This is a genomic window from Ruegeria sp. CDSA089 (genome assembly GCF_059612205.1).
Genome location: NZ_JBXWQD010000015.1, coordinates 23574 through 30096, shown reverse-complemented (window position 1 = coordinate 30096; position 6523 = coordinate 23574). Strand labels below are relative to the sequence as shown.

Below are 6523 nucleotides of genomic sequence, written 5' to 3'. Positions count from 1 at the left end.
TGGCGCGGTTGACGGGGCTCGAACCCGCGACCCCCGGCGTGACAGGCCGGTACTCTAACCAACTGAGCTACAACCGCCCGCTGCACGTTCGTTGCTGAACGTTGGGGTGTATTATGGCTCCACTCGGGCAGCGTCAAGCGGCGTTTTGAAGTTTTTTCCAAATTCGGAAATTTTACCTTCGCCGAAGATCTCGGATCAACGTCTCATCACCGGTCTTGACAGTAGATCAGCCAATAACGCAAGTGGATCAAGCAGCAGGTGTTTTCGCCACAACCAAAAACTGTGTCAGCTTCGCCACATCGCACCTAATTCAACTGTGCCAGATACACATTCCACTCTAGCCCGATTAAGTCCGCAATTGCCCAGAAGGTCTCAAGAAGACCCTATTGCACAACGAAAAGAAAACGGAGCATAAACGTGAAAAAGTTTTTTATTAGCAGTGCTTTGTCAGCAGCAACCCTGACTGGTGCAGCACAAGCTGTCGAATTTTCCGGCGGATATTTGAATCTGGATTATTCTACGTTCACAGACACCGACTTCGGTGACGCCTACAACCTGAACGGTTCTGCAGAATTGGCATTTAACCGCGCATTCAGCACACAGCTAGATCTTGGCGTCCAGCGATTTCAGGACCTAAGCGAGACCGCAACGAACTGGACCTTGCACGGCAACTGGCACACTGCCAACAACGCGTCTTTCGGCCTGTTTTACGGCCAGGAAGACCTAGACGATGCCGATTTCGAATTCTACGGTCTGGAAGCCGGATTTGATGCCGGACCCGCAGAGATCGAAGGTTATCTTGGGCGGCAAGATCTGACAAATGCCTCGGATCTAGATGGCACGCTATTTGGTATTTCAGCAAAAACCGAATTGGCTGATGCATGGGAACTGAACGCGAGCTTTGACATCGTTGACAACTTTGCAGGTGCACTGGACTACAACCTGTTTGCCATTGGCGCCTCCTATGCGGCTGCGGACAATGCCGAAGTCTACGGCAATGTCGGTGTTGCCCATATTTCGTCCCCATTGGTGTCCGGTAGCGAAAACGAAGCATATGTCAGCTTCGGCGTCCGTGTGAACTTTGGCAACGAGCGCGGCACCACCTTCGGTCAGCGTGGCGTTCTGTCCACACTGCCAGGTTTGCCGGGTCTATGAAGACATTTTCCCCTCGGGGCGCGCCTCCGGGGGGACTTTGGTGCCGGGGTTAGAAAAACGAATCCCGGCTCTTGCGGCAGGCCAAGACTCACTGTAAGACGCCGCCTTACGGGTGATTAGCTCAGTGGTAGAGCGCTTCGTTCACATCGAAGATGTCAGGAGTTCAAATCTCTTATCACCCACCATTTTCCCCTAAAACTTGGTGGTTCCTTGCGTCCCAATTCTTTGGTTAGCCGCATGAAAAAGGGCGAGGTTGAAACCCCGCCCATTTTGATCATTCAATCCGAACTCAGTGTGTTCTGGCAGACGCCGCCGAACTTTCTGCGGCTTTCGCAGCTGCGGCTGCGGCCTCCTCGGCTGCTTCGTCCCATTCGATGGCTTCAGGCTCACCTGTCAGTGCGTGTTTCAGGACCTCGGACACATGGGTGACCGGGATGATCTCCAGCCCTTCCTTAACGTTGTCCGGGATGTCGGCCAGATCCTTTTCATTTTCCTCGGGGATCAGAACCGTCTTGATGCCACCACGCAGGGCCGCCAGCAGTTTTTCCTTGAGCCCACCGATCGGCATCGCGTTGCCGCGCAGCGAAACCTCGCCCGTCATGGCGATATCCTTGCGAACCGGAATACCGGTCAGCACCGACACGATCGACGTCACCATCGCCAGACCCGCACTGGGACCATCCTTGGGCGTCGCGCCATCCGGCACGTGGACGTGGATATCCAGCGTGTCGAATTTCGTCGGCCTCACCCCAATCTGAGGCGAGATTGACCGCACATAAGACGAGGCCGCGTCGATGGATTCCTTCATCACATCGCCCAGCTTACCGGTGGTCTTCATCCGCCCCTTGCCGGGCAGTTTCAACGCTTCGATATGCAGCAGATCGCCCCCGACCGAGGTATAGGCCAGACCGGTCACAACACCGACCTGATCGTCCTGTTCGGCCAGACCATAGCGGTATTTGGGCACGCCCAGGAAATCATCCAGATTGTCAGGCGTCACCGTGACCGACTCGGCCTCTTTCTTGATGATCTTGGTCAGCGATTTCCGGGCAACCTTGGCGATCTCTCGTTCCAAGTTCCGCACGCCCGCTTCCCGGGTATAGGTGCGGATGATGGATTGCAGCGCATCATCGGTCAGCTCAAATTCCTTGGCCTTGAGGCCATGGTTTTTAACCTGCTTGCTGATCAGGTGCTGCTTGGCTATCTCGGATTTCTCTTCCTCGGTATAGCCAGCCAGCGGGATGATCTCCATCCGGTCCAGCAAAGGCCCAGGCATATTATAGCTGTTCGACGTGGTTAGAAACATCACGTTGGACAGGTCATATTCGACCTCCAAGTAGTGGTCCATGAACGTACTGTTCTGTTCCGGGTCCAGCACTTCAAGCATGGCCGAAGCCGGGTCGCCACGGAAATCCTGCCCCATCTTGTCGATCTCATCGAGCAAAATAAGCGGGTTCGTGGTCTTTGCCTTTTTTAGCGACTGGATGATCTTGCCGGGCATCGAACCGATATAGGTCCGACGGTGGCCGCGGATCTCAGATTCGTCACGCACGCCACCCAACGAGATGCGAATGAACTCGCGCCCCGTGGCTTTGGCAACCGACTTACCCAGCGAGGTTTTACCCACACCCGGAGGGCCGACAAGGCACAGGATCGGGCCTTTCAGCTTTTTCGAGCGCTGTTGAACCGCCAGATACTCGACGATCCGTTCCTTGACCTTCTCAAGCCCATAGTGATCGGCATCCAAAATGTCCTGGGCACGGCCCAGATCCTTTTTGACGCGGGATTTGGTGCCCCAGGGAAGCGACAAAATCCAGTCCAGATAGTTGCGCACAACGGTGGCCTCGGCCGACATGGGCGACATGTTCTTGAGCTTCTTCAGCTCACCCTCGGCCTTTTCGCGCGCTTCTTTCGACAGCTTGGTCTCGGCGATTTTCTCTTCCAGCTCGGCAACTTCATTGCTGCCGTCCTCGCCATCCCCAAGTTCTTTCTGAATGGCCTTCATTTGCTCATTCAGGTAGTACTCGCGCTGCGTCTTCTCCATCTGGGATTTGACGCGGGTCTTGATCTTTTTCTCGACCTGCAGAACCGACATCTCGCCCTGCATGAGGCCATAGACCTTTTCCAGCCGCTCACTAACCGAGAGCGTCTCAAGCAGTTCCTGCTTTTGCTCAACCTCGATGCCAAGATGGCCCGAAACCAGGTCGGCCAACTTGGCAGGTTCGGTGGTTTCACCAACGGCGGTCAGCGCTTCTTCGGGGATGTTCTTGCGGACTTTGGCGTAACGCTCGAACTCATCTGCGACGGTGCGCAGCAGCGCCTCGGTCGTCGTCACGTCGCCCGGAATTTCGGTCAGATATTCGGCGCGGGCCTCGAAAAAATCGTCATTTTCCAGAAAATCGGTGATCTGCACGCGCGCCTGCCCTTCGACCAGCACTTTGACAGTGCCATCAGGCAGTTTCAGCAGTTGCAGCACATTTGCCAGTACGCCCGACCGGTAAATCCCGTCGATTGCGGGATCGTCCTCACCCGGATCAATCTGGCTGGACAGCAGAATCTGCTTGTCGTCCTGCATCACTTCTTCCAGCGCGCGGACGGATTTTTCCCGTCCCACGAACAGCGGCACGATCATATGTGGAAACACCACGATGTCGCGCAACGGCAGTACTGGGTACGAGGAATTCAGAGGCTCTTGCATGCTCTATCCTTATCATTGGCAAGACGGCTCCGGTCCCTGTGTCAGGCAACACTCGGCCATCTCCTGTTTGGATGGTTAAGGTGGGGTTATAGCCCCCTCTTTTCAACCTTACCTTTGCGTCTAGTACAATGGCCTGAAGACTATACCACTACAAGGCTAGAAAAACGCATTCGGAACAGTTTCATCGATTGGTGCAAGTACGTTGTAATGCCACATCGTGGGCTTCAAACAACAGCTAAACAACATTTTTTTGAATTCACTCAAAATATTAGGAAAACGATTTATCGTGAAGCACAACTCCCGCACTTCAAAAACGAGACATTCTGGCATGAGCACGCAAAAAAAAATCTCCGCAGCAGAAGACGACCACAAGCACTATCTAGAGGTTCGAGACTCCGAGTATGTGGAGCTCTTGGCTTATGCTGCAAAGAGCTCAGGACGATCAGTCATGAAAACTCAGCTCGACTTCAATAAAGTGTCAAAGGTACCCGGACGGTTGAACATGGTCGAGTATGTGCGAAATGGTCTTCACCACATAGATCGCTACACCGATTCGGAACGTGCGGCCTTTATCTCGAATGACCTTCACTGGCCAATTACCCACAAGTGTAACCACAATGGGTGGAGTGCCGCTGCTGAAGACAAAGTTGTAGCTTACACACTACTTGAGGCTGCCGGTGTTCCAGTTCCTAAAACTTTGGCTGTTATAGATAAATCCAACAGAATCTACCCAAGGTTGAAGACCATAGCAACGGCAGAGCAATTGCGGGATGTTCTACTTGAGAACCTTGGTTCAGGACTGTTCGGTAAGATCACTGAGGGCATGGTGAGTTTTGGTGCTTTTTTGGTAAAAGATGCAAATGAAACAACCATCGTATGTGAAGGACGAGACCCGGTTTCATACGAAACATTTTTAGCCGAGATCGTCGGCGATAACTCTTATGTGCTGCAGTCTGTCATTCAAAATCATCCGGACATTTCCCAATATGCATCGGCTCTCGCAACAGTCCGCATGGTCAATCTTGTACGAGAAAACGACGTCTATTGCCCTATGGCGATTATTAAGATTCCTCAAGGAGATAACATTGCCGACGCATTCTGGAGACCCGGGAACATTGCGTGCTCAGTTAATGTAGAAACTGGGAAAATAGAAACGGTAGCGCGGCGGGCGGACAAGGAAGTCGAATTTCTGGACGATCATCCAGAAGTCAAAGGACTGATGGGGTTGCAACTCCCATTTTGGCGCGAATTGGTTGAAGTTAATGAGCGCGCAGCCAGAACCTTTGCACCTATTCGCTACCAGTCAACGGATATCTCGATAACTGAAAGTGGGCCGGTCGTCGTCGAATTGAACTATGGTGGTGGGTTCGATCTACCTCAGTACGCCAGTGGGCGTGGAATGTTGACTTCTGAAGTTAGAGAGTTTTTCGAAGGTTTTGGTTGGGACTTCAACGAACAGCCAAAGAAGAAGTTTTGGCCGTTTCGGCGATAGACAAACGACCTAAACCGCTTATTTCACATCGGTTCGATATCGCCCTGTGCGCGTTGGGCATGGAATTGATTTTGCCATGCCTCAAAGGTTCCCGCCGCAATCGCGCCGCGCATTCCCTGCATGATTTCCTGAAAATAGTGCAGGTTGTGCCAGGTCAGCAGCATCCCCGAGATCATCTCGTTCGCGCGGAATACATGGTGCAAATAGGCGCGGGAGTAGTTTGAACAGGCCGGACAGGTACACTGCTCATCCAGCGGGCGCGGGTCATCCGCATGGCGGGCGTTTTTAATATTGACCACGCCATAGCGGGTGAAAACCTGCCCTGTGCGCCCTGAACGCGAAGGCAAAACACAATCCATCATGTCGATGCCGCGCGCAACGGCGCCTACGATGTCATCGGGCTTGCCCACTCCCATCAGATAGCGTGGCTTGTCGGTGGGCAGCATATCAGGCGCGAAATCCAGAACGCTGAACATGGCCTCTTGGCCTTCGCCGACGGCCAGTCCGCCGACCGCATAGCCTTCGAACCCGATCTCTTTTAAGGCTTCGGCGGATTCTTCGCGGAAATCCTGTTCTAGTCCACCTTGCTGAATGCCAAACAAAGCGTGGCCCGGACGGTCGCCGAACGCATCACGCGACCTGTGCGCCCATCGCATCGACAGTCGCATCGATTCAGCAATCCGGTCCCGGTCCGCAGGCAAGGCCGGGCATTCGTCGAAACACATAACGATATCCGAACCCAGCAGGCGCTGGATTTCCATTGACCGCTCTGGCGTCAGCTCATGCTTGGAGCCGTCGATATGCGATTTGAAGGTCACGCCCTTTTCGGTCAGTTTTCGAAGCCCGGCCAGGGACATAACCTGAAACCCACCCGAGTCTGTCAGGATCGGACGTTCCCAGTTCATGAACTTGTGCAACCCACCCAGACGGTCAATCCGCTCTGCCGTCGGGCGCAGCATCAAGTGATAGGTGTTGCCCAACAGGATATCGGCCCCGGTTGCGCGCACGCTTTCGGGCATCATCGCCTTGACCGTCGCCGCCGTTCCGACAGGCATAAAAGCGGGCGTTCGAACCTCGCCGCGCGGTGTGCGGATCACGCCGGCTCTCGCCTTTCCGTCGGTGGCTTTCAGGTCAAAAGAAAAACGTTCGGTCATAGGGGGCCTCGGGGTCGCTGAACC

Annotated in this window: 4 protein-coding genes and 2 tRNA genes; 3 read left to right on the top strand and 3 right to left on the bottom strand. The window is 54.1% G+C overall.

The genetic code is table 11. From position 1 onward, the window contains the following. A tRNA-Asp gene (locus AC2FJ6_RS20130) sits at nucleotides 1-77 on the bottom strand. Between the two features lie 340 nt (nucleotides 78-417). On the opposite strand from AC2FJ6_RS20130, the gene AC2FJ6_RS20125 reads away from it, so the two are divergent. Continuing rightward, complete coding sequence (locus tag AC2FJ6_RS20125) at nucleotides 418-1155, top strand: porin (protein WP_170769632.1); 738 nt, start codon at nucleotides 418-420, stop codon at nucleotides 1153-1155. A 110-nt stretch (nucleotides 1156-1265) separates the two neighbouring features. Next, nucleotides 1266-1340: transfer RNA gene (locus AC2FJ6_RS20120), tRNA-Val, on the top strand. A gap of 104 nt (nucleotides 1341-1444) precedes the next feature. Here AC2FJ6_RS20120 and lon read toward each other — a convergent pair. Further along, nucleotides 1445-3853 (bottom strand): endopeptidase La, encoded by a 2409-nt coding sequence (gene lon / locus AC2FJ6_RS20115; protein WP_170769631.1) that lies wholly within the window; start codon nucleotides 3851-3853, stop codon nucleotides 1445-1447. Nucleotides 3854-4181: 328 nt separating this feature from the next. Here lon and AC2FJ6_RS20110 point away from each other — a divergent pair, with 328 nt between their 5' ends. Continuing rightward, nucleotides 4182-5345: a sugar-transfer associated ATP-grasp domain-containing protein gene (locus AC2FJ6_RS20110; RefSeq protein WP_170769630.1), complete on the top strand. Its 1164-nt coding sequence runs from the start codon at nucleotides 4182-4184 to the stop codon at nucleotides 5343-5345. A gap of 23 nt (nucleotides 5346-5368) precedes the next feature. Here the strand turns inward: AC2FJ6_RS20110 and tgt are convergent, their stop codons facing one another. Then, nucleotides 5369-6499: a tRNA guanosine(34) transglycosylase Tgt gene (tgt, locus tag AC2FJ6_RS20105; protein ID WP_170769629.1), complete on the bottom strand. Its 1131-nt coding sequence runs from the start codon at nucleotides 6497-6499 to the stop codon at nucleotides 5369-5371. Nucleotides 6500-6523: the final 24 nt, after the last annotated feature.

What these genes read in the sequence shown, in the direction of transcription:
- lon (WP_170769631.1), bottom strand. Translation starts at nt 3,853, where the DNA reads ATGCAAGAGCCTCTGAATTCCTCGTACCCAGTACTGCCGTTGCGCGAC.
- AC2FJ6_RS20110 (WP_170769630.1), top strand. Translation starts at nt 4,182, where the DNA reads ATGAGCACGCAAAAAAAAATCTCCGCAGCAGAAGACGACCACAAGCAC.
- tgt (WP_170769629.1), bottom strand. Translation starts at nt 6,499, where the DNA reads ATGACCGAACGTTTTTCTTTTGACCTGAAAGCCACCGACGGAAAGGCG.